This is a genomic window from Ruegeria sp. AM1, from assembly GCF_056540745.1.
Genome location: NZ_JBQFXH010000001.1, coordinates 277,845 through 304,047, shown reverse-complemented (window position 1 = coordinate 304,047; position 26,203 = coordinate 277,845). Strand labels below are relative to the sequence as shown.

Below are 26,203 nucleotides of genomic sequence, written 5' to 3'. Positions count from 1 at the left end.
CTACTATGCGGGTTCTTATGACAGGAGCAACCGGATTTCTGGGCGGTCGCCTGTGCCGGTTTCTCAGAGATCGGGGTTATGATGTGGTCGCAACCGGACGCTCGAAACATCGCTGCGCCCTGCTGGCCGATCAGGGGTTTGAGGTTCATCAATCAGATTTGTCTGCTCGTCCGGCGTCCACTGTCTTTAGCAAACCAGACGCGATCGTCCATACCGCCGCCTTATCTGCACCCTCGGGACCGGGTGCGGCCTTTGATCGAGCCAATATTGATGCCACCCGGAACATCATTGCGATTGCCGCACAACTGGACGTGACCCGGTTCGTCAACATTTCATCGCCATCCGTGTATTTTGCACTGGAAGACCAGCTGAACGTCGATGAAGCGCAGCCCCTGCCCACCCCGTTCAACCACTACGCCAGAACCAAGGGCGAAGCAGAACGGCTGGTGCTGTCGAAACCCGAAATAGGCCCCATCAGTCTTCGGCCGCGCGGGATTTATGGCTCGGGAGACAGCAATTTGCTTCCGAGATTGCTGCAGTCCGCGCAAAGGCACCCTCTGCCGGTGTTTCGAGACGGCAGAGCAAAGATTGATCTGACTCACGTGACTGATGTCTGCGCCGCAGTCGATGCAGCGCTTCGGGCGGGACCTGATGCAATCGGACAGGTCTTTAATATATCAGGTGGTGAAGTGCTGCCGGTCAGACAGATCATCGACATGGCTTGCACACGTGCGGGGGTAACGCCCCGCTGGAGGTCGATCCCGTTCAGACCAGCCCTTGCCGCAGCAAGGCTGGCCGAGCATTTGACCGCCCTGCTGCCCGGCACAGGCGAACCCAGGATCAGCGCATATGCGCTGGCATTGCTGGCCTTTGAGCAAAGCCTGAATATCGACAAAGCCGCGCGGCTTCTGGACTGGCGTCCGCTCGTCGGGTTTGAGGAAGGTCTGCAAGAGGCTATGGTCACCGGGGAACGAACATGAAGCTGCATTTCGCCAATAGCGCATTTATCGATGCTCCAGAGCGGGCAGTCCTGCGTGGCGGACGCTGGCGCAAGACGCTGGACCTTCGTGTCAGATACGGCATTCTCGAACACCCCCGTCTTGGCCCCGTGCTGATCGACACGGGTTATAGCAGCGCGGTTACTAACGGCGCACAGCGAAGTTTTGCGTTGCGCGCCTATGCCCGCGCGACGAAACCCCGGCTTGTGGCAAGCGGGCAGATCGGCACGGTTCTGGGCAATTTGGGCTATGTTCCGTCGGACGTGACAACAATAATTGTCACCCACTTTCATGCAGATCATGTCGCGGCGCTCAGCGGATTCCCGAATGCCAAAATTATCACCAATCTTACAGCCCTGAAAACTGTCTTAGGCCGTGGGCACCTTATGAATATACGGCACGGTATCTTTACCGAACTTCTGCCCGATGGCCTACCCGACAGGGTGACCGATATCGCGAGCCTGCCAAATATCCCTGCGCCGCTGAACCTGGGTGTCGGGCGCGAGCTTTTCGGCGACGGGACGGTCATCGCCATAGATCTACCCGGACATGCGGCGGGTCATTTCGGACTGTGTTTTCCCGGGGTTGATCCTGCGCTCCTCTATGCCTGTGACGTGCAATGGGTGACCCAAGCGCTGTCATTACCACATGTCCCGCCTATCCTATCGCGCTTGGTATCTGCGGACGTCCAGGCCGCGCAGCAATCGGGAACCCGTGTCGCTGAATTTGGTGCCGCAGGCGGCAAGGTCATTCTTTGCCATGACCCGGTGCTGACAACCTATGATAGGGACCAGCTCGAAGATGTATGACCTGTGGCACCTCGGACGGTCTTTTACGGCGACCCGTATGCGCACAAGAAACGGCATCTCGCGGCAGCATTTCGAGGCCTGGCAAGAAAGGATGGTCCAGCGCTGGCTGCACCGAGATGTTCCGCGCGTGCGATACTATGCATCCGGCGCAGCGCAGCTTGAGGACCTGCCAATAATAGACAAATCCGTCATGATGGCCGATTTCGGCGCGTTCAATCGATGGGATGTGCCCGCTGCCAAGGGATGGCGATGCTTTGATGGCGGTGGCGTTCTGGACGGTGTCAGCGTGGGGGCCAGCACCGGCACCAGCGGCAATCGCGCTCTCTATATGGTGACGCCGAAAGAACGTCTGCGCTGGCTGGGGGTGATCCTCGCCAAAACGTTGCCGCGGTTTCCGCTGCAATCTGAACGCGTTGCGGTGATCCTGCCGCAGTCCTCGGCGCTCTATGACACGGCAGGTAAAGCCAGACGGCTGCAACTTGCGTTCTTTGATCTGACCGAAGGGCTTGAGGCTTGGTCGCATCGGCTGCAGGAATTTGATCCGACATGTCTGGTCGGACCGCCACGCATTTTACGTGCGTTGGCAGAGGTCCCGTTAAAGCTACGCCCTCGAATTCTCTATTCGGGCGCGGAAACGCTGGATCCAGTGGACCGCGATGCAATCGAAGCAGGCTTTGGTATCCCGCTGGGACAAATCTATATGGCGACCGAGGGGCTTTTCGGGGTCAGCTGCGCCCATGGAGCGCTACATCTGGCTGAAGATGCTGTGTTCTTCGAATTCGAACCCGCCGAGAACGGGTTGGTGAATCCGATCATTTCCTGTTTTCAGCGGCAGTTTCAGATCATGGCCCGCTATCGGATGAACGATCTGCTGCGCCTCTCTGACAGGCCGTGCCCCTGCGGTTCGCCGCTGCGGGTTGTGGACGAGATCGTGGGCCGCATGGACGATGTATTCATCTTTGACCGGCAGGGTCAGCCGATCTATTTCACGCCGGATGTATTACGCAATACGGTGCTGAACACAGACAGGCAGATCACCGATTTCAGAATCCGCAGAGTTGCCGAAGATAGAGTGGACCTGGTTCTTCCCGAAACAAGCCACCCGGAGCAGTTAGAGCGATCTCGCCGCGCATTAGAAGCTTTGATGCGCGCCCGATGCCCGGATGTCAGCGTGTCAGGTAGAACCGAACGGTTGCAACCCGAAACCAATCGCAAGCTGCGGCGGGTCGAGAACCAATGGCATGGAACCCCACCATGAAAGGCGCTTTTCTCGTCAACACATCGCGGAGCGGGTCGACGATGATGTCTACGATTCTGCGTCAGCATCCGGATGTGCTCAGCCTGTCTGAGCTGATGACAATGCAGGGGTCGCGCGCGCTTCTGCCCGGGCGCATCGACGGGGACACCTTCTGGCGACAGCTTGCGAAGCCAACGCCGGTCATGCGGCAACTGGCAAATCCACACAGCGCGCCGAATGAGTTTTTATACCACACGGTGCCGGGCGGGCGTTTCGATCCTTTCGATTGCCCCCCGATACTCGCCGTGACACTTCCTCATCTGTTCCAAAACCCGGATGCAATCTTTGATCATCTGGCGCAGGTTGTCCCCCGCTTTGGCAAACAAACGCGCGCTGATCATTGTCGCGCGCTCATCGAAACCCTTGCCGCTCAAACTGGGCAGCAGCATTGGGTCGAGCGTTCTGGTGGTACACTAATTGCAACAGCAGCGCTGGCTGAAAGGTTTCCTGAGGCAAAGTTCGTACTGATCCTGCGGGATGGCCGCGATGTTGCCTTGTCCATGCAAAACTACCTGCCTGCTCATTTTCTGATCTGGTTCTGGAAAACTGCGAAACGGATGGGCATCGACGTTTTCAAACCCGGCGCACATATTGGCAGCACCCGCTGGATTGCGATGGCCGAGCGTTTGTCGGGGTCGATTTTGCCGATGAAGCGCATCCTGCAAACGCGTCCTTCGATCGAGGACGCGGCAGCCTGCTGGTCCGCCATGATCCACAGCGGGATCGGGCAGTTTCAGGCTTTGCCCCAGAACCGCCGGATAGTGATGCGCTATGAGGAAATCACCAAAACACCACGGCCCCAGCTGTCCCGCCTGGCGCAGTTTCTCGAATTGCCGGAACATGAGGCATGGCTCAGGACCGGCGCGGGCATCCCCCGCGTATCTCAACCGCGCTATATGTCGTTGCCGATGCACGACCAACAAAAACTCGATGAACTTACGGCAGCGGGCCGACAGATCTCAAATCGGGTTGCATAGCCTGTACAAGAGGCTCGAAATGCCGCGCAGCCAGCAAAAAACCAACTGCACAGCCTTTTTGCAAAATCTGACACACTGCCCAAATAATAAGCAGCTCAATCGAGCGTGGCCTGGTGCGCTGCATGCTGGAATTGTAGTTGCCGGCATCTTTCTCCAGCGCATTACCCATGACCTCCAACCTGACCATTGTTGTTGTCGAACAAAATCGCGAGCGCGCGATTGCAATCGTTGACGCGCTGAAGGACTCGGGCAATGTCGATGTCTTTGTCATTGATGAGGTCTCGGGCCTGGCGCGCAAGATTGCCACGCACAGCCCCGACATCGTGCTGATCGATATCGACAACCCGTCACGTGATATGCTGGAAGAGCTGACCATCGCCTCGGGCCCGTTGGAGCGTCCGGTCGCCATGTTTGTGTCAGGCGCGGCGGGCGGTCTGGCCCGCGCAGCTGTTGAGGCGGGCGTCTCTGCTTATGTGGTGGATGGCCTGCAGGCCGAACGCATCAAGCCGGTTATCGACACGGCCATCGCCCGGTTTCAGGTTTTGCGCCAGATGCGCACGGAACTTGTCGAAACCCGGCGCGCCCTGGAAGAGCGTAAGGTGATTGACCGGGCCAAGGGCCTGCTGATGAAGGCCAAGGGGCTGCAGGAAGATGAGGCCTATGCCCTGCTGCGCAAAACCGCCATGAACCAGAACCGCCGCGTGGCCGAGGTGGCCGAGGCGCTGGTCACCGCATCGGGGTTGCTGTCATGAGGACCGTGACCCTGCCCGTTGCCTATGTGCCGCTTGTCGATGCGGCCCCCCTGATCGTTGCGCGCGAGATGGGGTTTGACCATGCCGAGGGTATCTCGCTGGACCTGCGCCCTGCCCCGTCCTGGTCATCACTGCGGGACATGCTGGCCTTTGGTCATGTCGACGCGGCACATCTGCTATCGCCGATTCCAATTGCCATTGCCCTGGGGCTGGGCGGCAACGCAACGCCATTGTCCGCCATTTCAGTTCTGTCGCTGAACGGCACCGTTATTGGCGTTGGCGCGCAACTGGGTAAGCGATTGGCAGATCAGGGCTTTGGCTTCGATTTTGCCGACGCCCAAAAAGCCGGTGCGGCACTGGCGCAGGCTGCCGGTGATGTCCTGACCTTTGGGGTGCCATTTCCGTTTTCGATGCATGTCGAATTACTCCGCTATTGGGTTGCAGGCACTGACCTGTCGACCAAGCAGGTTGAAATACGCACGGTTCCCCCACCGCTCATGGCGCAGGCTTTGGCCGCGGGTGAGATTGATGCGTTCTGCGTTGGTGAACCCTGGGGGTCATTTGCGGTAGATGATCAGGTGGGCACCCTGCTGCTGCCCGGTCGCGCAATCTGGACCTGCGCGCCTGAAAAGGTGTTGGCCGTCCGCAGCGACTGGGCCGAGACAGAGCCACACCTGTTGGGCAGCCTGCTGCGCGCGGTGTGGCGGTCCGGGCGATGGCTATCGCAGGCGGAACGCAGGACAACGGCGTCCGAGATGCTGTCGAAAAAGACCTATCTCAACGTATCGCCAGAGCTGATCGACCGCGCGCTAATGGGCAGTTTCTCAATCTCGGCGCGTGGGGAACAGCGGCAGGCTGAAGGGTTTGTCGAGTTCTTTGACGGCGCGGCGACCTTTCCTTGGCGCAGTCAGGCCAAGTGGATCGCGCACCAGTTGGCCCGCCGAAACGGCATTGATCCAGAGATTGCAGAACGTCAGGCGGCAAAGGTGTTCCGCAGCGATCTGTACCGGCGTGAATTGCAGGGCTCGGGGGTTGAATTGCCCGGAGCCTCGGAAAAGCTTGAAGGGGCTATCCCCGAATCCACCGCGGTTGCCTCGGCCCGTGGCAGCCTGATTCTGCCGCCGAACATGTTCTTTGATCGGCGCATTTTCGAGCCGTCCGGGTAGTTCTGCACAATTTTTTTGCACTGCAGCGCAAATCGATGCTGCGATGCAGAATATTCACCGCCTTCAAACGAAAACCTGGTGACTGCCAAAGCAGCGACTGACTTAATAGTCCCAACGGCAGGCAACGACGCCCACCGCAGGAATTCGCCCAAAGCTTTGGGCACATGAACTAGAGCAAAGCCGCTCGACCAACCGCCATCTCCTCCCGGCGGTCTGTGTCGGCGGCTTTTTTGTTTGCCCGAACCAAAGGAGACCGAAATGAAAAAACTACTTTTGAGCCTCGCGGCAAGCACCGCGCTTGTCTCTCCGGCCCTTGCCGAGCTTGAGCTGGAAAAGGACGAGCTGACCTTTGGCTTTATCAAACTGACGGACATGGCCCCGCTGGCGGTGGCCTATGAGCAGGGGTATTTTCTGGACGAAGGTCTGTTCGTGACGCTTGAGGCGCAGGCCAACTGGAAGGTGCTGCTGGATGGCGTGATCGACGGTCAGCTGGACGGCGCGCATATGTTGGCCGGACAGCCTCTGGCCGCAACCATCGGGTATGGCACCGAAGCGCACATTGTCACCCCGTTTTCAATGGACCTGAACGGCAACGGCATCACGGTCTCCAACGAAGTTTGGGAAGAAATGAAGCCAAACATCCCGGTGATGGACGATGGCCGCCCGCAGCACCCAATCAGTGCCGAGGCGCTGGCGCCGGTGGTTGAGAAATACAACTCTGAAGGCAAGCCCTTTAACATGGGCATGGTCTTCCCAGTTTCGACCCACAATTACGAACTGCGCTACTGGCTAGCGGCCGGTGGTCTGCACCCCGGTTATTACAGCCCGGAAAACGTGACCGGCCAGATTGGCGCGGATGTGTTCCTATCGGTGACCCCTCCACCGCAGATGCCTGCGACGCTCGAGGCCGGTACGATTTATGGCTATTGCGTGGGTGAGCCATGGAACCAGCAGGCCGTGTTCAAAGGCATCGGCGTTCCGGTCATCACCGATTATGAACTGTGGAAGAACAACCCCGAAAAGGTCTTTGGCATCAATGCCGAGTTTGCCGAGCAATATCCCAACACCACTTTGGCTGTGACCAAAGCTCTGATCCGCGCCGCACAATGGCTGGACGAAAATGACAATGCCAACCGGCCTGAAGCGGTCGAGATTCTCAGCCGTGCGGAATATGTGGGGGCCGATTATGAAGTCATCGCAAACTCGATGACCGGCACGTTTGAATACGAAAAAGGCGACAAGCGCGACGTTCCCGATTTCAACGTGTTCTTCCGCTATCACGCGACCTATCCGTTTTATTCCGACGCCGTCTGGTACCTGACCCAGATGCGCCGCTGGGGCCAGATCCCAGAATCAAAACCAGACAGCTGGTATGATGAGGTCGCCAAGTCGGTCTATAAGCCCGACATCTATCTTGAAGCCGCGCGCATGCTGGTCGACGAAGGCCTAGCGAATGAAGCGGACTTCCCCTGGGACAGCGATGGCTATAAAGCTCCGACCCCGCCCGAAGATATCATAGACGGCATCGCCTATGATGGCCGCACCCCCAACGCCTATCTCGAAAGCCTGTCCATCGGTCTGAAGGGCGATCAGAAGATCGTCGGCACAGACGTCCAAGGCTAATCCCGAAACGCTGCGCCCGGCGACAGTCGGGCGTGGCCCCTAAAAGTGCCCCGCCAGCGCAAGGACAAGATCTGATGACAACGGTCGATCCCGAATTCAACGCAGACACCGCACGGCAAGAGCGTCGCGCCCGCCTTTTCACCCGTATCAACGCCGCCGATAAATGGTTTCAGGTTCTGGGCCTCAGCTGGGCCACACCTGTTCTGAAAGCTGCCGCCGGCGACAACCCCCGCGCCCAGATGACTGAGATCTGGCGTTTGCTGGTTGTGCCGCTGCTGTCGATCTGCGCCTTTCTGCTGCTCTGGGCGACACTAGCACCCAAGGTTCAGACCTCGCTTGGTGCGGTGCCCGGACCCGCTCAAGTCTGGGAGGAAATGGTCAGTCTGAACGCAGATGCGCAGGCCAAGGCCGCCAAGCGCGCCAAATTCGAAGCGATGGTCGCACAGCGCAACCAGAAATTCATCGACGCAGGCCAACCCGAAAAGGTGAAAGACGTCGCCTTTACCGGCGCCCCTTCTTACTATCAGCAAATCTGGACCTCGATCAAAACGGTGTTTTTTGGCTTTCTGATCGCAACGGCCATCGCTGTTCCTCTGGGGATCGCAGCGGGTCTGTCGCCGACGGCAAATGCCGCGCTGAATCCGCTGATCCAGATTTTCAAACCCGTCTCACCGCTGGCATGGCTGCCGATCGTCACCATGATCGTTTCGGCTGTCTACGTCACCAATGACGGCTGGTTCGCCAAGTCTTTTTTGATCTCGGCCATCACCGTGACCCTGTGTTCGCTCTGGCCCACACTTATCAACACCTCGCTGGGTGTTGCATCCATCGACAAGGATCTTGTGAACGTCTCCAAAGTTCTGAAAATGAACACCTATACCAAGATCACCAAACTGGTATTGCCTTCGGCCCTGCCGTTGATCTTCACCGGTTTGCGCCTGTCGCTTGGGGTTGGTTGGATGGTTCTGATCGCCGCCGAAATGCTGGCGCAGAACCCCGGTTTGGGCAAATTCGTCTGGGATGAGTTCCAAAACGGCTCCTCCAGCTCCTTGGCAAAGATCATGGTTGCGGTCTTTACCATCGGCATCATCGGCTTCTTGCTGGACCGGGTGATGTACGCGCTGCAATCCCTTTTTACCTTTACCAATAACCGGTGAGCGCGATGAGCATCTTAAGCTTCAAAAACGCCTCGAAATCCTTTGGCGAGGGCACCGCACGGACCGATGTGTTGAAAGACATCAATCTGGATGTGCAAGAGGGTGAGTTTCTGGTCATCCTCGGCTTTTCCGGCACCGGGAAAACCACCCTGATCAATCTGTTGGCGGGGCTGGATACCCCAACCGGCGGCGAGGTCACATTCAAGGGTGCCCCGATCAAAGGCCCCGGCCCCGAGCGTGGCGTGATCTTCCAGAACTACTCGCTGATGCCGTGGTTGACAGTCAGCGGCAATGTGGGTCTGGCCGTTGATACGGTTTTCCCGGGCCTCAGCAAGCTAGAGAAAGCCGATAAAGTGGCGCATTACGTCAAGATGGTGGGCCTCAGCCACGCCGCGACGCGCCGTCCGGCGGAGCTGTCGGGCGGGATGCGCCAGCGGGTCAACGTGGCGCGGGCTTTGTCGATGAACCCCGAAGTTCTGCTGCTGGATGAGCCTTTGTCAGCGCTTGACGCGCTCACCCGAGCCAATCTGGCAGATGAGATCGAACACATCTGGGAGGCCGACAAAAAGACCTGCGTGCTGATCACCAATGATGTCGACGAGGCGATCATTCTGGCCGACCGTATCATTGCGTTGAACCCCGATGGGACTCTGGGTCAGGAGTTCCGCGTGTCGATCCCACGTCCACGGGATCGAGGGGCGATGAACAACGATGAGACCTTCAAACGCCTCCGCGCTGACGTCACCAAATACCTGATGGATGTGGGGATCGAGGCCAAGGTCGAAGGGTCGCGCATCTTGCCCGATGTCACCCCAATCCACGGGGTTCCAACGGCGGTGGCCGAGGCGCAAAAGGGGATGATCGAGAGCCGCTTCCTCGACTTCTCCCAGCTGCACAAGGTCTATCCAACGCCCAAAGGTCCGCTGACCGTGGTTGAGGATTTCGACCTAAAAATCGACAAGGGTGAATTCATCTCTCTGATCGGGCATTCGGGCTGCGGCAAATCCACGGTTCTGACTATGGCTGCGGGTCTGAACGACATCTCGAAAGGCGCGATCAAGCTGGATGGCCGTCACGTCGAAGGGGCCGACCCCGAGCGCGCCGTGGTGTTCCAGTCGCCCAACCTTTTCCCTTGGCTCAGCGCCAAAGAGAATGTCGCGATTGGGGTCGACAAGGTCTATCCCAAGGCCAGCATGGCCGAGCGGCAGGATGTGGTTGAATACTATCTGGAACGCGTTGGTCTGGCTGACGCGATGGACAAATCTGCCTCGGATCTCTCGAACGGCATGAAACAACGCGTCGGTATTGCCCGCGCCTTCGCCTTGTCGCCGAAACTTTTGCTGCTGGATGAACCGTTTGGAATGCTCGACAGCCTCACTCGATGGGAGTTGCAGGAAGTCCTGATGGAGGTCTGGTCCCGCACCAAGGTCACCGCAATCTGTGTGACCCATGACGTGGATGAGGCGATCCTTCTGGCCGACCGCGTAGTGATGATGACCAACGGCCCGCAAGCGACCATCGGCAAGATCACCAAGGTCGACCTGCCACGCCCACGCACCCGCAAAGCCCTATTGGAACATCCGGACTACTACACGTACCGGCAGGAGGTCCTCGATTTCCTCGAGGAATACGAACACGGCGCCAAGCCCAAAACACCCGCCCCCAAGGCGATTGCAGCGGAGTGAAATCATGAAACAACGACTTGTCGTCATTGGCGCAGGGATGGCCTCGGGCCGGGTGTTGGAAACCCTGACCGACGCGGCCCCGGACGCGTTCGACATCACCCTGTTCAACGCCGAGCCGCGCGGGAACTACAACCGCATCATGCTCAGCCCGGTTCTGTCGGGCGAGACGACATATGAAGAGATCGTCACCCATGACGACGCCTGGTATGCCGAACGTGGTATCGCGTGTCGTTTTGGCGAAAAGGTGGCTAAGATCGACCGTGAGATGAAGGTGGTCGAGGGAGTCAACGGACATGTGCCCTACGACAAGCTGATCATTGCGACAGGGTCAAATCCGTTCATCATCCCTCTGCCCGGTCATGATTTGGACGGCGTGATCGCTTATCGCGATCTGGAAGACACCCAGCGGATGATAGGCATGGGTCCTAACAACAAGGTTGTCGTCATCGGCGGCGGCCTTTTGGGGCTTGAAGCCGCTGCGGGCATGGCCGCGCATGGGGTCGACGTGACCGTCGTTCACATCATGGGCCACCTGATGGAACGCCAACTGGATGAAGCCGCAGGCTATCTGCTGAAGAAATCGCTTGAAGACAAAGGCATCAAGATTTGCCTGCAGGCGAACTCTAAAGAAATCCTCGGCCAAGATGGCAAAGTCCGGGCGCTGCTTCTAGAGGACGGGACTGAATTGCCTTGTGATCTACTGGTTATGGCGGTGGGTATCCGCCCGAACACGGCGCTGGCGCAAGAGGCCGGTCTGGCCACCGGGCGCGGTATCCATGTGGACGATCAGATGCTGTCATCAGACCCGGATGTCTATGCGGTGGGCGAATGCGTTGAGCATGACGGTGAGGTCTTTGGCCTTGTCGCACCGCTCTACGATCAGGCGAAAGTCGCAGCGCAGGCACTGATGGAGGAAGACGCCGCGTTTGTTCAGAAAACCTTATCGACCAAGCTGAAAGTCACGGGCTGTGATCTGTTCAGTGCAGGCGACTTCGCTGAAGGAGCTGGGCGCGAAGACATTGTGTTCCGCGACCCCTCGCGCGGGGTCTACAAACGTCTTGTGATCGAAGAGGATCGTCTGGTTGGCGCCGTCATGTATGGCGATACAGCAGATGGCAGTTGGTTCTTTGGCTTGATCAAAGACGGCACCAGAATTGAAGAGATGCGTGAGACGTTGATCTTTGGCCCAGCTTATCAGGGGGGCGACACTGCGGACCCTCTTTCAGCCGTTGCAGCATTGCCGCCTGAGGCGGAGATTTGCGGCTGCAACGGCGTATGCAAAGGTGATATCGTCGCGGCGATCAACGCAGGTGCCAGCGATCTGGGCGCGGTGCGTGCCAGCACCAAGGCCAGCGCGTCCTGCGGGACATGTACCGGGCTGGTCGAGCAGGTGTTGCAGGTCACGCTGGGCGACGACTTCCAGATGCCAACGGCGCAACCGATCTGTGGCTGCACCGATCTGACGCATGAGGATGTGCGCCGTTTGATCAAAGGGCAGGAACTGAAAAGCCAAGCCGCTGTCTGGCAGGAACTCGGGTGGAAAACACCCAATGGCTGCCATGTCTGCCGCCCTGCGATCAACTACTACCTGCTGGCCGATTGGCCGCTGGAGTATCAGGACGACCCGCAGAGCCGGTTTGTGAACGAACGCAAACACGCCAACATTCAGAAAGACGGCACGTTCAGCGTTGTACCACGTATGTGGGGCGGGATCACCACGCCGGATGAATTACGCGCCATTGCAGATGCGGCGGATAAATACGATGTGCCAACCGTCAAGGTTACTGGCGGTCAGCGGATCGATCTGCTGGGCGTCAAAGGCGAAGATTTGCCTTCAATGTGGTCCGATCTGAACAAGGCCGGGCTGGTCTCGGGCCACGCCTATTCCAAGGGTCTGCGCACGGTCAAAACCTGCGTCGGCACCGATCATTGCCGGTTTGGCACACAAGACAGCACAGGGCTTGGCATCAAGCTTGAAAAAATTCTGTGGGGGTCTTGGACGCCGCACAAGCTGAAGCTGGCTGTGTCTGGCTGCCCGCGCAACTGTGCCGAGGCGACCTGCAAGGATATCGGTGTCATCTGTGTGGACTCGGGCTATCAGATCAGCATCGGCGGGGCTGCGGGCATGGATGTAAAAGAGACGGAACTGCTGTGTCAGGTGCCAACCGAGCAGGACGCCATCGAGGTTGTGATGGCTGTCACGCAAGCCTATCGCGAAGGTGGCAAGTATCTGGATCGCCTTTACAAATGGCTGGGCAAGGTCGGCATGGACTGGGTCAAGGCGCAGGTCGTCGATGACCTTGAGAACCGCGCCGCGCTGGTCGAACGGTTCGAGCTGTCGCAAAGCATCTATCGCAAGGACCCCTGGGCCGAGCATGTGCAGGAAAAAGCGCAGACCTACGCGCCTATTGCAGATTTCACACTGGAGGCCGCGGAATGAGCTGGATCGACATCGGACATATCGACGAGGTGCCTCTGCGCGGGGCGCGGCTGGTGAAAACGCATGTCGGCTGCATCGCGATCTTCCGCACGGCCGAGGACGAGGTCTTTGCCGCCACCAACAGCTGCCCGCACAAAGGCGGCCCCCTGTCCGAGGGCATAGTACATGGGCAGTCCGTGACCTGCCCGCTGCACAATTGGGTTTTTGATCTGAACACAGGTGAGGCGCAGGGCGCAGATGACGGGCGGATCACCACCTATCCGGTGCGGCTTGAAGACGGACGCATTCTGCTGGACGACAGCGAAATGGCCCGGCGGAGCGCGGCCTGATGGACGGAACCGGCCTGCCCGAGGTTCGATCAACCTGCGCCTATTGCGGTGTGGGTTGCGGCGTTCTGTTGCGCCCCGACGGGGCCGGAGGGCTGGCCGTGCGCGGCGACCCGGACCACCCGGCGAACCACGGGCGGTTGTGTTCCAAAGGCATGGCGCTGGGGGAAACCGTGGGCTTGGAAAACCGCCTGCTGACGCCGCGCGCCTTTGGGAAAGAGGCCAGCTGGGACGCGGCGCTGCAACTGGTGGCGGATCGCTTTTCCTCGACCATCGAGGCGCATGGGCCGGACAGCGTGGCCTTTTATGTCTCGGGCCAGTTGCTGACCGAAGACTACTATGTCGCCAACAAGCTGATGAAAGGCTTCATCGGGGCGGCCAATATCGACACCAATTCCCGGCTTTGCATGGCCTCGACCGTGGCCGGGCATAAGCGGGCTTTTGGCACGGATACCGTTCCGGGCACGTATGAGGATCTGGATCAGGCCGATTTGATTGTGCTGGTGGGCTCAAACCTGGCGTGGTGTCACCCGGTTCTTTATCAACGGGTGATGGCGGCGCGTCAGGCGCGCGGCACCCGGATTGTGGTTATCGACCCGCGTCGCACGGCCAGTTGCGATCAGGCGGATTTGCATCTGCCCTTGCAGCCCGGCAGCGATGTGGCCCTGTTCAACAGGCTGCTCACCAGAATTCACGACAACGGACATGTCTCACCAGAGTTCCTGGAATATACCGTGGGGCTGGAGCAGGCGCTGGAAACCGCACGGCAAGATGGGACCGCAGTCACTGGCCTGAGCGAGGAACAGATCGCGGCGTTCTGCGATCTCTGGATCAAGACCGAACGCGTGGTCACAATCTTCAGCCAAGGGGTCAACCAATCCTCAAGCGGGACGGACAAGGTCAACGCAATCCTCAATTGCCATCTGGCCACGGGCCGCATTGGGCGCGCCGGTATGGGACCGTTCTCGGTCACTGGTCAGCCAAACGCGATGGGTGGGCGCGAAGTGGGCGGGCTGGCCAATATGCTGGCCTGCCATCTGGACATCGAAAACGCCGATCACCGCGATGTGGTGCAACAGTTCTGGGCCTCACCCACAATGCCCACGCATCAGGGCCTGAAAGCCGTCGATCTGTTTCAGGCCGTTGAGCAGGGTCAGATCAAAGCGCTGTGGGTGATTCACACCAACCCGGCGGTCACGATGCCGGATGCGGATAGGGTGCGAAAAGCCATCTCATCCTGCCCCTTCACGGTGGTCAGCGACCTGACCCATCGGACAGACACAGCTCGGCTGGCCGATGTTGTCCTGCCTGCCGCAGGATGGGCGGAAAAAGACGGCACTGTCACCAACTCGGACCGTACGATCAGTCGCCAGCGGGCAGTTTTGACGCCTCCGGGGCAGGCGCGTGCGGATTGGGATATTCTGGCCGAGGTTGGTCGCCGCATGGGTTGGCAGGCCGCATTCAGTTATAAATCTCCGGCTGAGATTTTTCGCGAATATGCCGCCCTGTCGGGCGTTGCGGCATCGTTTGGCAAGGATTTCGACATTTCGGGGCTCAGCGATCTTGGTGAGGATCACTATGCCGATCTGGACCCAACCCGCTGGCCGGTTACGAGTAAGGATCGCCGCGCGCGGTTCTTTGAGAACGGACAGTTCTTTCACCCGGACCAAAAAGCGCGGTTTATACCGGTTGCCCACCGCCCACCCGCAGCCGTCACAACACCACGATACCCCTATATGCTGAACACGGGTCGTATTCGCGATCAGTGGCACACCATGACCCGGTCCGGCCTGTCGCCCCGTCTGTCAGCCCATCTTGCCGAGCCGTTTTTGGAGATGCACCCCAATGACGCCGCAGGTCTTGCCCTGACCCCGGCAGACCTTGTCGAGGTAGAAAGCGCCGTTGGGCGCTGTATTTTCCGGCTGCGCGTTACAGATGCCGTTGCACTGGGGCAGGTCTTTGCTCCGATTCACTGGACCGGAGAAACCGCCCCGTCAGCACGTGTGGACGCGCTTGTTGCCAGCGTCACTGATCCGGTTTCGGGACAACCGGAAAGCAAGGCCACTGCGGTGACGATCCGCCGGTTGAACGCGGCCTGGTACGGGTTTGCGGTCTCGGCCACAGCGATCTCTCCGCCGGTCGACTACTGGGCGACGGCCAAGACTGCTGCGGGGTACAGAACAGAACTCGCCGGGTGCAAAACTGTAGACGATTGGGGCGCGAGCGCACGCGCGTGGTTCGGTTTGCCAGATGCAACGGCGGTGTCCCTGTCTGACCCCAAACGCGGGTCGTTTCGCATTGCGTTGTCTGTGAACGACACCCTCAGGGCTGTTCTGTTCGTGTCACCAACACCCGTCGCACTGATGCGGGATTACGTGGCGACACTGCCAGATATCCCGCCGCATCAGCTCTTGTCCGGCCGCGCGCCGGTGGATGCAGAAGATACAGGTCCGACGGTCTGTTCCTGTTTCGGTGTTGGCCTGAAAACCATCGTTCGCACGATACAGACGAAACAAAAGATCAACGTCGATGAAATTGGGAAAATGCTTCAAGCTGGCACAAATTGCGGCTCGTGCAGACCCGAACTCGCCGAGCTTATCAAGAAGCATACCGTGCCTGCAGACCGGGCGTTGGAAACGCACGAGCCGGATTGAATCGGAAAGACACCCCGACCGAAATCGGCCGGGGTGCATAGGCATTCTGCCTCACTCGGGCTTGGCGTATTTGTCTAGGAACTCGAGAATCTGAGCCGCTTCTTCGTCGGTCACACCCGCATTGACGAACATGCTTTCGGTGATGCCACGCCATTGCTTCTTGGTGTGCGAGGCCGGGTCCTGCGGCACATGGCACAGGGTGCAGTATTCGTAGAACAGCTTTTCACCCGGCTCCATATTGGCCGTAAACGTCTCCATCAGGTCATAGGCCCGCTCGAGGTTGAACGTCGACGTATCAAGCGTGACAACCTCCTCCGCAATTTGCGGTGGCTCATACGCACGGTTCGGCCCATCAACATCCGTCGCCTTACGCAGCTTGGCCAGACAGGTATTGGCCGTGGTCGCCTGACTCAGCCCGCTGGCCCGGCGGCTTGAGGTGAGGATGTTGATCGCCCCCGAGTTACACCGCCCCTTGCTGTCAAAGGACAACCACGCGCCCTCATACAGCGAGGCCACACCCGGCATGATGTTGTCGGACACCCGCGCACCGGCAATCGCGGCGCCGCGGTCATTGTAGAGCTCGACCAGATCACCATCCTCGATCCCACGATCCGCCGCATCCTGCGTGTTGATCAGCAGGAATTCGCGGTCCTGAACGTTCAGCTCATGCCGCAGATCGGATTGTGCGAATTGCGAGTGAATCCGGTTATACGGGTGCGGGCTGACGATGTGGATATCGTCGGGCTCACCTGTGCCGAGGTACTCGTCCGGTTCCAGCCACATGGGCATGGGCGGGCAGTCAGGGATGTTCATCTTGGCGATGGCTTCGCTGTAAATCTCGACCTTGCCCGACGGGGTTGCCAGCGGGTTGTCCTCGGGATCTTCGCGGAAGGCACCATGCCGGACCCATTCGAATTCTTCCTGCGGCTGGGGGACACGTGCAACGCCGGTCTCCCAGAACTCGTCAAAGTCCATGTATTCCGAAGCGGTCGATTTCTCGTAGGATTCCTGGATGATATCCATCCGCTCCATGTTGTTGGTGAACTGCCCTTCGACACCGAACATGTCGGCCAGCCGGCGGAAAATCTCGAAATCGTCAAGCGACTCGCCCACCGGTTCGATCATCTTGCGCATCGCATAGACCTTGTCCTTAGAATAGGTCCCGCCCGAGCTGATCTCATCCCGCTCGACATGCGAAGTCGCAGGCAGCACGATGTCCGAGAACCGCGCCGCAGCCGTCCACCACGGGTCTTGACATACGACAGTCTTCACCTTCTCCATCGCGTGCAACAGCTCGTTAGTGTCCTGCTGGTGCGAGGCAAAGTTGTTGCCCGAGTTATAGATCATATGCACATCGGGGTACTTGAAGGTGCCGCCATTGCGCGTGAACTCTTTGCCCGGATTAAGCAGCATCTCATTCAGGCGCGAGGCCGGACAGATGCCCAGAACCCGGTTGCGTCCCTGCGGCAGACCACCCGGCGCACGGGCCTGTGCAAACAGCGCACCCCCCTGCCCCCAGTGCCAGCTAAAGCCGACGCCGCCGCCCGGCAAACCGATCTGCCCAGTCATCGCCGCAAAGGCCGTGATCGCCCAATACGGCATCTCACCATGCTGCGCCCGCTGGATCGCCCAGGACCCGGCAAACTGGGTCCGGGTGGTGGCGCAGCGGTCCGCCAACGCGCGGATGTCTTCGGCGCTGATGCCGGTGATCTTGGCCGCCCAGTCCGGCGTCTTCGCAACGCCATCATCTTCGCCCATGATGTAGCTGATGAACTTGTCCGCCCCGACCGTATGCGTATCGAGGAAAGCCTGATCATGCTGACCGGTTTCATAGACGTGCTGGCTCATCGCCAGGAACAACGCGGTGTCGGTGTTGGGAATGATCTTGATCCATTCGGATCCCAGCCATTCATCGGTGGTCGTGAACTGCGGGTTGATCGAGATGAAGTTGACACCCGCCTCTTTGATCTGTTCCCAACGCGGGAACATCGAGTGGTCGGTGGTGCGGCCCTCTGCCCGGCCGTTTTTGTGCATATCGGTACCGATCATCACGAAGTTTTCGCAATGCTGCAGCATTTGCCACCAAGAGGTCTGACGCGAGTAGACCTCCATATCGCCCAAAACGTGCGGCATGATGATCTGACCGGCGCCGCCGGAATAGTCGCCCACGGTAACGGCTGCACCGCCGATAAGGTTAAAGAACCGGCCCTGCAGGACATTTGGTGTCAGCACACCACCATGGGACCAGCCGCCATAAGAGGTCGAGAAAATGCCATTGTTGCCATGTTCGTCAATCGTGTCGAGGATCGCCCGCGCAACCAGCCCGAGCGCGGTGTCCCAATCTACGCGAACGAACTCATCTCGCGCGCGCAGCTCGGGCTTGACGTCGTTTGCCTCGTAGCCTTCCAGATAGGACCGCCGCACATGCGGGTACTTCACGCGCGTATCGTGATAGGTACGGCTGACAATCCCCTTGCTGATCATCTTGGTGGGTCGCGGGTCAAACTCCGTGCGTGGGATCGCCTTGATCAGTTTTCCATCCTGAATCATGCCCCAGAACGCGCCAGCCTGTCCGGCATGAGGCACAAAGGTCACGTCACGACCAGCTGAGGCGACTGCCGACAAAGGCAGCATGCCTGCTACGATTGTAGACGCAGAGGTTTTGAGAAAGCTTCGGCGGGAAAGGTTTGGAGACATCTGTTTTGACCTGCTATCATCCAGAGTTGCTAATTCCGAGGATCCGAGACGCAAATACGGCATCAGATCAAAGCCTGTCGGCAATGAACGTGCTGCTGACGCTGCTTGGAGTCCGTGATCCGGCGTCGCACTCCTGCGGCACCGTGAGCGCAGTATTTCAGAGATAGCCCACACCCGACTTGATGTGGGTCAGATTACCGCTAATTATTTGCAGCCTCCGGGGCGAAAATCTGATCCGCGGCAGCCCTGTCCCGGCTCGGGCCAAATTTCTCAACATATTTGCCCAGGCGATCGGCATCACTCTGGGTCGGTTGGGTTCGATCACACCCGAGCAGACGCAGCAGGCAGAAGCCGAAGGTATGGAATCTGCCTTCATGCCAATGGTAGTCCATTCCACCCGCCATCTGGCTGAAAGGTTGTCTGCCTACTATCGGGACGTCATGCCCGATATCCGTTCGGAAAGTGGAAACAGCGACGCCTGAACGGAATGATAAATGTCCGGCTTACCTTTGAACTGAACCGAGGAATGCCTGCCGGTTTTGTCGATCTCTGGGTGCCAGCCCCCAAACTCGTGGTCGATGAAGTATTTGTCAGCAAACGTCCAGAGGCGACGATACCAAATCTCATCAGCTTGGTTGTGTTCTAGCTTGAGCAACGCGGCCAACACGCCAATCGCCTCGGTCACAGGCCACCAATACCGGTTGCGTATATCCGGCGTTCCATCAAAACGCAGCGTATAAAACAACCCTCCACGCTCATGATCCCAGGCATCGCTCAGGGCGCGATCAACAAGCTTTCGCGCGTGCAATACAGCATCGGGATCTTGCCGACCGGACAGATCCCAGTGGTGCAGCACCAGACGCGCAATCTCGAACGAGTGGCCGGGGGTGGTGCCAGAGGGTTTGAACATCGGGTCGCCCTGAAACGCCTCATCGACCTGCCAGTTTTCGGTGAAATGCTCTGGCACGCGATAATGATATTTTGGCGCGATGCCGTGGATGAAGAACCGCAGAATACGCTCGGCCATCCCAAGGTATTGCGTATCCTGCGTCGCCTCAAACGCGGCCAGCAACGCCTCGACCGCATGCATGTTTGCATTGAAGCCCCGATAGGGTGACAGATGTATCCAATCTCGGCTGGCCTCATCCGCAAAAGCGCCATGCGCCTCATCCCAAAATCGATCCAACAGCACCTCGGTTGCATCTTTCAGCAACGCGTCGGCCTCCGGATGTCCGGCCTGTTTTGCCGTTGCTGCAGCCAGCAGGACAAAAACATGCCCATAGGTCGATTTCCGGTCGTCTTGGATTTCATTGTCACTCAACGACCAGACATAGCCGCCATGAGTGCGATCCAGATGGTGATCACAAATGAATCGCATGCCGTGATCGATCATCCGCGTGCAGCCTTCAAACCCGAACAGAGTGCCCAGCGCATAAGAATGCACCATGCGCGTCGTCACAAAAAGCTCTTGCGCGGCGGTACGGGGATTTCCCTCAGCGTCCAGCTGACAAAACCCGCCCTCGGGGCGCAGACTCTTTCTAAAGAAAGCAAACTGACGCTCGGCATCGGATCGCAACCAAGCGCTATGCGCCGGGGACAGCAGCCAAGGCTCCTCAATCCTTTCAGGCCCGATCTGAGCGGTTGGATGTGCATTGATGTTGGTCATCTGCGTCTCTCTTGGCAAGCGTTCGAACATAGAAACCTCTGGCCGCATTCACATCACAGATGCACAAGAAGAGGAAGTCCGCCATTGCACCGACAGATGGCTTTACTGAACTGACCGAACTGGGGCAGACTGGATTTGCGAATTCGTCGACAAAAGACGATCTCGATGCGCGCTCGGCCCGTGTCATATCATTGTTATGGTTGGACACTAGACGGCGCATCTAACTATAACCCTAAAGGTGCCCAATGTCCTTTTCCGCCCCCTTTAAACTCTCGCGCCGTCAGTTTTTGGCGACATCCTCAGCCACAGCAGCCACCATCATGCTGCACCCATTTTCAGCGGCTGCGGCCAATAATCAAGCTCACCTGCGGATCATGGAAACCACAGATATCCATGTCCATGTCTTCCCCTATGACTACTACGCGGACAAACCCCGTGACACAGTTGGGTTGTCGCGCACCGCGTCGATCATCAACGAGATCCGCGCCGAGGCGACCAACTCGCTGCTGGTCGACAATGGTGACTTTCTGCAGGGCAACCCCATGGGCGACTACATCGCGTATGAGCGCGGCATGAAAGAGGGCGACAGCCATCCGATCATCACAGCCTTCAATACGGTTGGTTATGATGCGGCAACGTTGGGCAATCACGAATTCAACTACGGTCTGGATTTTCTGGACAAGGCTCTGGCCGGAGCCGAGTTCCCGGTTGTGCTGGCGAACGTTGCAAAAACACAGGGTGCGAACCCGCGCGACGACAAAACCCTGGTCAAGCCATACGCGATCCTCGAACGTGAGATTGAAATGGGGGATGGTACCAAGCACCCGATCAAGGTTGGCGTAATTGGATTTACGCCGCCGCAGATCATGAACTGGGACCGCAAGCATCTGGACGGTAACGTTCAGGCCCGCGACATTGTCGAAACCGCGCAGGCTTATGTCCCCGAGATGAAAGAACAGGGGTGTGACCTGATCATCGCCCTATCGCATTCCGGCATTGGTGAAGCGGATCATGTGGACGGGATGGAGAACGCCTCGGTTGTGCTGGCGGGCGTCGATGGAATTGATGCGCTGGTAACCGGTCACAATCACTTGGTTTTCCCATCTCCGACCTTCGCCGATCGTGCGGGCGTGGACGTGGAAAAAGGCACGTTGATGGGCAAACCCGCAGTCATGGGTGGGTTTTGGGGCTCGCATCTGGGCGTGCTCGATCTGCTGCTTGAACGTGACGGCAATGAATGGCGGGTGGTGACCACCACGTCAGAGGCGCGCCCGATTTCGCAGCGCAACGACGACCGTTCGATCACCGCATTGGTGGAAGATGATCCAAAGGTTCTGGCGTCAGTTGCAACAGATCACGACGAGACGCTGGCCTATGTCCGGCGCGCGGTCGGGAAAACCTCGGCACCGCTGCACAGCTATTTCGCGCTGGTGGCCGATGACCCGTCGGTTCAGATCGTCTCGATCGCGCAGAAATGGTATATTGAAGAGATGTTGAAAGGCACCGAACACGAAGGTCTGCCGATCCTGTCTGCGGCGGCACCTTTCAAAGCTGGCGGTCGCGGCGGGCCGGAATACTATACCGATGTTCCGGTTGGGGATGTTGCAATCAAGAACGTCGCCGATCTGTATCTCTATCCGAACACGGTACGCGCGGTGCGTGTGAACGGTGGCCAGCTGCGCGGCTGGCTGGAACGGTCAGCGGGCATGTTCAACCAGATAAAGGCCGGTTCGAAAGACGCGATCCTCCTGAACCCGGAATTCCCGTCTTACAATTTCGACGTCATGGACGGCGTGACCTATCAGATCGATCTGTCCCAGCCCTCACGCTTTGGCCCGAAGGGCGAAGAGGCCGATCCGGATGCAGCCCGGATCGTAGACCTTGAATTCAACGGCGCACCCGTGACTGATGACATGGAGTTCATTATCGCCACCAACAACTACCGCGCCTCTGGCGGCGGCACATTCCCGGGTGCTTTGGGTGACACGGTAGTTTTTGAAGCCCCCGACACCAACCGGGATGTGATCGTACGATACATCGTCGAGCAAGGCACAATCGACCCCAAGGCAGACGCCAACTGGTCCTTTGCACCACTGGCCGACACGACGGTGTTGTTCGAAACAGGACCCAAAGCGCGCGACTATGTCGAGGATGTCAAAGGTGTCGTGATCGAAGACGCCGGCGAAGGCACCGATGGGTTCGCCGCCTTCCGGATCAAACTGTAACAAACAACCCGCACCGCATCAGAGCCCGGCACCTTCCCAGAAGTGTGTCGGGCTCGGTTCAAGCAGAGCACGGGCAATATGTAGGATGCGCTGCATCCGCCGCCGCTCAGGGCGTATGTGCTTTGATAGCCGTTCAGACAGTTGCGAAAAGGCCAGAGCGCACTTGGAACCAAGAAGTGCCGATTACCGCAGTTCCGCAGATGGAAACAAACCGCCGTATTCTTTCGATCCGGTAGACGCGATTTCCGTCTTGGGATAGGTTTGTCATAAGGCACTGAGGTGAGCCCTATTTATTTTTTAGTTTTTCTGCGCGCTGCGTGAACTGCATCAGTAAACCGATTTCCGGATTGTCGCGCGCCTGAAGCGGACAGATGAAGAAGCCGCCTCTGTAATGCCACTTGAATAGCGAGTTTTATTTTTGAGTTGATTTCGACCGGGGGAACAGGATGGCAGGCATCAGGACGTGGCTGGAAAGCATCTCGCTTGAGAAGTACCATGATGCATTCTCGGCGAATTCGATCGATCTGGATGTTATTGCCACGCTTACTGAAAATGACCTGATCGAGCTTGGCCTGAACCTTGGTGATCGCAAACGTATGATGATTGCGATTGAGGATCTTCACGCGCATCAATATGCGAATTCCGGCGGTGGCCTGGAACGCTCGGCACGGCCCGACATTCTGCGCTCGATACAATCAGGCGCATCGGATCACGTTCCTGAACGCCGCTATCTGACCCTGATTTTTATCGATCTGGTCGGGTCTACACAACTGTCGAACCAACTTGGTCTGGAGGAATACCGCGCGGTCCTGCACGACTATCAGGCGCTGTGTTTCGAGATCATCCGACGGCATCAGGGCCACATCGCCCAATTCATCGGAGATGGCGTTGTCGCCTATTTCGGGTATCCGACCGTCGAAGAAAACGACGCAGAACGCGCCGTCGCTGCGGGGCTGGAGATTTGCGAGTCGATCAAAAAGATCCGGCACGGAGATGACCAGACCGTCGGAGTCCGGGTTGGAGTTTCATCCGGAGAAGCGGTGGTCGACGGGCATTCAACGTTGGGCGGGCTGGTTTTTGGCGAAGTTCCCAACATGGCCGCGCGGGTGCAGGAAAGGGCAGAGCCCGGAACCGTCGCCATCAGCGAACACACAAAATTGCTTATCGGCAGCAATTTCGACTGCGCATGGCAAGGCAAACAGGACCTCAAGGGATTTGAAAAGCCCGTTGGTATATGGACGGTTCTAGGGTCCGAAGTCCCCATGTTGCGCTTTCAGGCGCGCCCGCGAAAAACCGGATCGCCCTTCGTCAACCGGGTCAAGGAGATAGAGACAATCAAGAAACACTGGCAAGCGGCAAGGCGCGGCTCTGGGCAGGCTGTCATGCTGTCCGGCGAGGCCGGCATCGGAAAGTCGCGCCTTATCGAGGCCGCAACAAACAGTTTCGACGCGCATCCCTGCCTGCGCCTCAGCTTCCAGTGTTCGCCCAACCACGAACGCAGCGCGCATTTCCCAGTCATCAGCTGCATCAGCCATATGGCCGATTTCCGCAGATCAGACAGCGTCGAGCAGAAGCTGAAAAAGCTGAAACGGCTCTTTTCGCAATGGTCGGAGGTTACAGAACAAACCCTGCCTCTCTTTGCGAATGCCATGTCCTTGCCTATGGCTGTCGAAGATGGTCTACCCAAGCTGCCTTCGGACCGGCTGAAGGCGCAGTTTCACGATGCGCTGGTACAGGCGATGGCTACTTTGGCCAAACAGCACCCGGTACTTTTGCTGTTCGAGGATTTACACTGGGTCGATCCGTCGACAGAAGAAATCATCAAACTACTGATCGACCAGCTCAGATCAAAGTCCGTTTTGATCATATGCACATTCCGACCGACTTATCGCCCGCCATGGGTGGATGACAAAAGCGTGGTTTCACTGCAGATTGCGCGGCTGAACCGAGACCATGTCCATCAGATGCTGGACCGGCTGCTGCAGTCCAACCAAGTCACGCAGGAAATGAAAGATCGGATCGCAACCAGAACCGATGGCGTGCCGCTGTTTGCCGAAGAAATGGCCCGGATGGTCGAAAACCGGTTCGCCGACCCCGATGGTTCGATATCGCCGCAGAGCAAGCTCACCTTGCCGTCGACACTCAAAGAGCTGTTCTGGGCGATGATCGACAAGCTGACTTCGGCCCGCGAGGTTGTTCCGATCTGCGCCGCGATCGGCCGCAACATCCTGCCCGCAATGGTTAGCGCTGTCACCAATCAGTCAACCGAAGCCACCCAAAACATGCTGGATGAACTGGTGGACGCGCAGATCATGGTGCGGCTCGGCGTCGGATCCGAGGGGACCTACTCCTTTCGTCACGCTCTGATACAGGAAGCCGCGTATGATCTGATGTTGCCCAGCCGCGCGCGCGCCGTGCACAGCCAGATTGCCGATGTGATGGCGACCTCGTTCAGGGATCTGGTTGCGCAAAACCCCGAGTTGCTGGCACAGCACTACGCCCGTGCAGACCTGCCGAAACAGGCCCGAGACGCCTGGCGCCAAGCCGCGGTCGTCTCGGGCGACCGTTTCGCAAACGAAGAAACCATCCACCATCTCAACGAAGCCCTCTCCGAGAACGCCAAACTCGGTCCCGGCGCCGAACGCGATCAAGAAGAGATCGCCCTGCGCAAGATGTTGAATGTGGCGCTCAGCACGCGCGCCTTCGGCTCGAAAGAGGTTCTGGAGAACCTGGACCAGTTCCGCCATCTGCTTGACCGCTCCGCCGACAACCCCTCGGATGCGTTTCTGGCGGGCCATGTACAGTTCGGCGCACAACTCACACTGGGCGACCCTTTGGGCGCGCTAGCCCTGTGTGACTATCTAGAAGAGACAGCCGAGCGGGCCGACAACCCGACGATGCAGGCGCTTGCAGCCCATAATATCGGGATGAGCACCTTCATGCTGGGTCGACTGGACGAAGCACTGGCGGCATTTGATCGCGCTATTAACTTGCGGGAGCTGGCCTCATCCGACGATCTGTTCAACTATCACGAAGCGGACATTTATCTGGTTGATCGCGCGATGCGGTGCTGGGCGCGGGCACTCCAGAATGGCAATAACCATGATTTCCGCTCTGAGGTTGCCCAATTGGCGGCCCAGATAAGGGACGAGCCTCATGATTTCACCCGCTGCTATGGTCTCAGCATATTGGCAACCGCCTACCAGATACTGGGCGACACCGAGGCCCTTATGGACCTGGTCGATAGCGCCATTGAAATCAGTCAGGAACGGAAATTCCGCTATTGGGACGCATGGGGCAGCATTTTGAGAGGATGGGCGCAATCGTCAAATGGCCATCATGCTGATGGGATTGCCGAAATCCGGGCCGGTATTGAAAACTATCTCGAGACAGGATCGACCCAGATCATACTTTATGCCCAGACACTGCTGGCAGACGCACATTTGAAGGCAGGCGAGATATCCGAAGGTCTGGAGATCATTGCGGATGTCAGATCGAACGAGCAATCCTGGAGCGTCCGATACCAGTTGCCGTTTACAGACCACGTCGAAGCAGCGCTGCGCAACGCGCAGATAGAAGAGACTGGCTGATCCCAGCGGCGAAAACGAGTGCGGTGATCCATAAACACCGCAACGTCCTCAGTAAGAACAGACGTACACGAAACGATATTTCTGCACAGCGTGCGGAGTGAAAAACGGCACCGCAATGCGCGCGCCGCATTGTTCAACAGG

16 protein-coding genes are annotated in these 26,203 nt (G+C 58.4%); 14 read left to right on the top strand and 2 right to left on the bottom strand.

Going from position 1 to position 26,203, the window contains the following annotated elements; translation table 11 throughout:
- The first annotated feature begins 17 nt into the window (after window positions 1-17).
- The 12 genes from ACR0I7_RS01460 (at window position 18) to ACR0I7_RS01405 (ending at window position 15,884) form a co-directional block, all read left to right on the top strand.
- Entirely contained in the window at window positions 18-980 is a 963-nt protein-coding gene (locus ACR0I7_RS01460) for an NAD-dependent epimerase/dehydratase family protein (RefSeq protein ID WP_480507714.1), read from the top strand.
- Complete coding sequence (locus ACR0I7_RS01455) at window positions 977-1,807, top strand: MBL fold metallo-hydrolase (RefSeq protein WP_480507712.1); 831 nt, start codon at window positions 977-979, stop codon at window positions 1,805-1,807. Before ACR0I7_RS01460 ends, ACR0I7_RS01455 begins: the two co-directional genes overlap by 4 nt.
- Window positions 1,808-1,844: 37 nt before the next feature.
- Window positions 1,845-3,065 (top strand): CoF synthetase, encoded by a 1,221-nt coding sequence (locus ACR0I7_RS01450; protein WP_480507711.1) that lies wholly within the window; start codon window positions 1,845-1,847, stop codon window positions 3,063-3,065.
- Between the two features lie 44 nt (window positions 3,066-3,109).
- Complete coding sequence (locus ACR0I7_RS01445) at window positions 3,110-4,081, top strand: sulfotransferase domain-containing protein (protein WP_480507709.1); 972 nt, start codon at window positions 3,110-3,112, stop codon at window positions 4,079-4,081.
- Between the two features lie 167 nt (window positions 4,082-4,248).
- Window positions 4,249-4,833, top strand: a complete 585-nt coding sequence (locus tag ACR0I7_RS01440) for an ANTAR domain-containing response regulator (protein ID WP_480507707.1) — start codon at window positions 4,249-4,251, stop codon at window positions 4,831-4,833.
- Window positions 4,830-5,999 carry an ABC transporter substrate-binding protein gene (locus tag ACR0I7_RS01435; RefSeq protein WP_480507705.1) on the top strand — a complete coding sequence of 390 codons (1,170 nt, stop codon included), beginning with the start codon at window positions 4,830-4,832 and terminating at the stop codon, window positions 5,997-5,999. Before ACR0I7_RS01440 ends, ACR0I7_RS01435 begins: the two co-directional genes overlap by 4 nt.
- Before the next feature lie 258 nt (window positions 6,000-6,257).
- On the top strand, window positions 6,258-7,622 hold the full coding sequence (locus ACR0I7_RS01430) for a CmpA/NrtA family ABC transporter substrate-binding protein (protein WP_480507703.1): 1,365 nt from the start codon (window positions 6,258-6,260) through the stop codon (window positions 7,620-7,622).
- A gap of 74 nt (window positions 7,623-7,696) precedes the next feature.
- Entirely contained in the window at window positions 7,697-8,779 is a 1,083-nt protein-coding gene (locus ACR0I7_RS01425) for an ABC transporter permease (protein WP_480507701.1), read from the top strand.
- Between the two features lie 5 nt (window positions 8,780-8,784).
- Complete coding sequence (locus ACR0I7_RS01420; RefSeq protein WP_480507699.1) at window positions 8,785-10,464, top strand: ABC transporter ATP-binding protein; 1,680 nt, start codon at window positions 8,785-8,787, stop codon at window positions 10,462-10,464.
- 4 nt (window positions 10,465-10,468) lie between these two features.
- Window positions 10,469-12,904 carry a nitrite reductase large subunit NirB gene (nirB, locus tag ACR0I7_RS01415; protein WP_480507697.1) on the top strand — a complete coding sequence of 812 codons (2,436 nt, stop codon included), beginning with the start codon at window positions 10,469-10,471 and terminating at the stop codon, window positions 12,902-12,904.
- Window positions 12,901-13,233 carry a nitrite reductase small subunit NirD gene (gene nirD / locus ACR0I7_RS01410; protein WP_480507695.1) on the top strand — a complete coding sequence of 111 codons (333 nt, stop codon included), beginning with the start codon at window positions 12,901-12,903 and terminating at the stop codon, window positions 13,231-13,233. The genes nirB and nirD overlap by 4 nt, the downstream gene beginning before the upstream one ends.
- Window positions 13,233-15,884, top strand: a complete 2,652-nt coding sequence (locus ACR0I7_RS01405) for a molybdopterin-dependent oxidoreductase (RefSeq protein WP_480507693.1) — start codon at window positions 13,233-13,235, stop codon at window positions 15,882-15,884. The genes nirD and ACR0I7_RS01405 overlap by 1 nt, the downstream gene beginning before the upstream one ends.
- A gap of 51 nt (window positions 15,885-15,935) precedes the next feature.
- Here ACR0I7_RS01405 and ACR0I7_RS01400 read toward each other — a convergent pair whose 3' ends face one another.
- Both ACR0I7_RS01400 and ACR0I7_RS01395 read right to left on the bottom strand, forming a co-directional pair.
- Entirely contained in the window at window positions 15,936-18,518 is a 2,583-nt protein-coding gene (locus ACR0I7_RS01400; RefSeq protein WP_480507691.1) for a molybdopterin-dependent oxidoreductase, read from the bottom strand.
- Between the two features lie 490 nt (window positions 18,519-19,008).
- Window positions 19,009-20,247 carry an AGE family epimerase/isomerase gene (locus ACR0I7_RS01395; protein ID WP_480507689.1) on the bottom strand — a complete coding sequence of 413 codons (1,239 nt, stop codon included), beginning with the start codon at window positions 20,245-20,247 and terminating at the stop codon, window positions 19,009-19,011.
- 245 nt (window positions 20,248-20,492) lie between these two features.
- On the opposite strand from ACR0I7_RS01395, the gene ACR0I7_RS01390 reads away from it, so the two are divergent.
- Window positions 20,493-22,472: a bifunctional 2',3'-cyclic-nucleotide 2'-phosphodiesterase/3'-nucleotidase gene (locus ACR0I7_RS01390; protein WP_480507687.1), complete on the top strand. Its 1,980-nt coding sequence runs from the start codon at window positions 20,493-20,495 to the stop codon at window positions 22,470-22,472.
- A gap of 446 nt (window positions 22,473-22,918) precedes the next feature.
- Window positions 22,919-26,062, top strand: a complete 3,144-nt coding sequence (locus ACR0I7_RS01385; RefSeq protein ID WP_480507685.1) for an AAA family ATPase — start codon at window positions 22,919-22,921, stop codon at window positions 26,060-26,062.
- Window positions 26,063-26,203: the final 141 nt, after the last annotated feature.

Bases quoted from the DNA above. Each gene is read 5' to 3' on its own strand.
- ACR0I7_RS01460 (WP_480507714.1), top strand. From the start codon at position 18: ATGACAGGAGCAACCGGATTTCTGGGCGGTCGCCTGTGCCGGTTTCTC.
- ACR0I7_RS01455 (WP_480507712.1), top strand. From the start codon at position 977: ATGAAGCTGCATTTCGCCAATAGCGCATTTATCGATGCTCCAGAGCGG.
- ACR0I7_RS01450 (WP_480507711.1), top strand. From the start codon at position 1,845: ATGCGCACAAGAAACGGCATCTCGCGGCAGCATTTCGAGGCCTGGCAA.
- ACR0I7_RS01445 (WP_480507709.1), top strand. From the start codon at position 3,110: ATGTCTACGATTCTGCGTCAGCATCCGGATGTGCTCAGCCTGTCTGAG.
- ACR0I7_RS01440 (WP_480507707.1), top strand. From the start codon at position 4,249: ATGACCTCCAACCTGACCATTGTTGTTGTCGAACAAAATCGCGAGCGC.
- ACR0I7_RS01435 (WP_480507705.1), top strand. From the start codon at position 4,830: ATGAGGACCGTGACCCTGCCCGTTGCCTATGTGCCGCTTGTCGATGCG.
- ACR0I7_RS01430 (WP_480507703.1), top strand. From the start codon at position 6,258: ATGAAAAAACTACTTTTGAGCCTCGCGGCAAGCACCGCGCTTGTCTCT.
- ACR0I7_RS01425 (WP_480507701.1), top strand. From the start codon at position 7,697: ATGACAACGGTCGATCCCGAATTCAACGCAGACACCGCACGGCAAGAG.
- ACR0I7_RS01420 (WP_480507699.1), top strand. From the start codon at position 8,785: ATGAGCATCTTAAGCTTCAAAAACGCCTCGAAATCCTTTGGCGAGGGC.
- nirB (WP_480507697.1), top strand. From the start codon at position 10,469: ATGAAACAACGACTTGTCGTCATTGGCGCAGGGATGGCCTCGGGCCGG.
- nirD (WP_480507695.1), top strand. From the start codon at position 12,901: ATGAGCTGGATCGACATCGGACATATCGACGAGGTGCCTCTGCGCGGG.
- ACR0I7_RS01405 (WP_480507693.1), top strand. From the start codon at position 13,233: ATGGACGGAACCGGCCTGCCCGAGGTTCGATCAACCTGCGCCTATTGC.
- ACR0I7_RS01400 (WP_480507691.1), bottom strand. From the start codon at position 18,518: ATGCTGCCTTTGTCGGCAGTCGCCTCAGCTGGTCGTGACGTGACCTTT.
- ACR0I7_RS01395 (WP_480507689.1), bottom strand. From the start codon at position 20,247: ATGACCAACATCAATGCACATCCAACCGCTCAGATCGGGCCTGAAAGG.
- ACR0I7_RS01390 (WP_480507687.1), top strand. From the start codon at position 20,493: ATGTCCTTTTCCGCCCCCTTTAAACTCTCGCGCCGTCAGTTTTTGGCG.
- ACR0I7_RS01385 (WP_480507685.1), top strand. From the start codon at position 22,919: ATGGCAGGCATCAGGACGTGGCTGGAAAGCATCTCGCTTGAGAAGTAC.